This is a genomic window from Alkalibacterium sp. m-11 (assembly GCF_054658155.1).
On the sequence record NZ_BAAGIR010000266.1, the window covers coordinates 1 to 1,286 of the forward strand.

Sequence of the window (1,286 nt, forward strand, 5' to 3'; positions counted from 1 at the left end):
CCCTATAGAAGGACGATGAATCTTTTTCAAAACAGCTCTAACAGCCCCTTTAAATTCAGGGACAATGGTTTGTTCAAATGCAGGTAGTTCCGCTCTCAAAGCTTCTAAAAGCGTTCCGTTTTTACGAGCTGAAATAATGGAAGCTAAGTTTCCAGCCCCTTTGGCTGAAAATCCACGCCCTTGGCGTTTCATACGGTAACTGTAGGGACGATGATTACTTTCACAAATACCTATTCCATTTTGGACAGGTAAGTCTCGCATTTTCAAGGGACAAATACTTTCCCAATTGCGTTCTAAATAAGCCCCTAATAGACGGAGATGTTCTTCTTTCTCAGTTCTTGTCTCTTCATCTTCTATGCGACTTTCTGTCGTCGCCAATACGCTAAGAACACGTTCTTTATCATAGGCACTCACAGCTTTTCTCATTTCAATAATCATAGGCTTATCAAAACTTAACCGTTGGTTTATTTTTTCATTCACATGGTAGGGATCTCTAAAGTGTTCATGCTTTTTGCATTTTCCAATAATCTGCTCAAATTTATCTTTTTCATACCCGCTGCCGCCATCACTGTTGGATACGATGATTGTTTCCCGAATATCATACATCGCTTCTAACCACTGCCCAGCTCGTTTAAAGGCTTCTTTACTAGATACTGTACTTTCAAAAACTTGGGATCCAATAAGGACTGGTCGCTTTTGTTTTCCTACGTACGTCACACCTTCATGAAATTGAACACGATGAAGCTCAGGATTTTTCTCGCCTCTTCCTTTTAGTAATAACCCGTCGCCTTCAATAAACAGCACAGGCACTTTCCTTTTTTCTTTTTGGGGTGTTTCAATATGACTCGGAGCTTCATCCGTCCATTTTTGAACTTTCTCACCTGTTTTTTGAACCATTTTATGAACGGTTGTATGACTTACTTGAAGCGGAGTTAAGAGGTTAATGGCATCAGCCGCCTTGCGATACACACCATCGGAGGCAACCTTAGCGGCTTTCATTTCAACTAAAGGTGAATAGCGAATATACTCTTCTAAGCCGATGGCTTCATCTAATGGTACAATGCTTTTTTCGCCATCTTTTCTCATGCGTCGTCGCCTAATCTCAACAGCCCCGTATGAGAACTGAACGGTACGTTTCATTGTTTTCTGTATATCGTATCCTTTTTCTTTATAAGTATGAATTAATTCCAAATCAATCATCTCGATTGCTTTGGAAACCAGCTCACACATGACTTTTGGAAGGTATTGATCTAATCGTATTTCACTGTCTAATAATGTTTCAGAAT

General features: G+C 40.0%; 1 protein-coding gene. It reads right to left on the reverse strand.

What is annotated here, in order from left to right:
* The coding region (locus ACYQ2O_RS12305) for an ISLre2 family transposase (RefSeq protein WP_459796709.1) at positions 1-1,286 on the reverse strand (1,286 nt) is incomplete at both ends.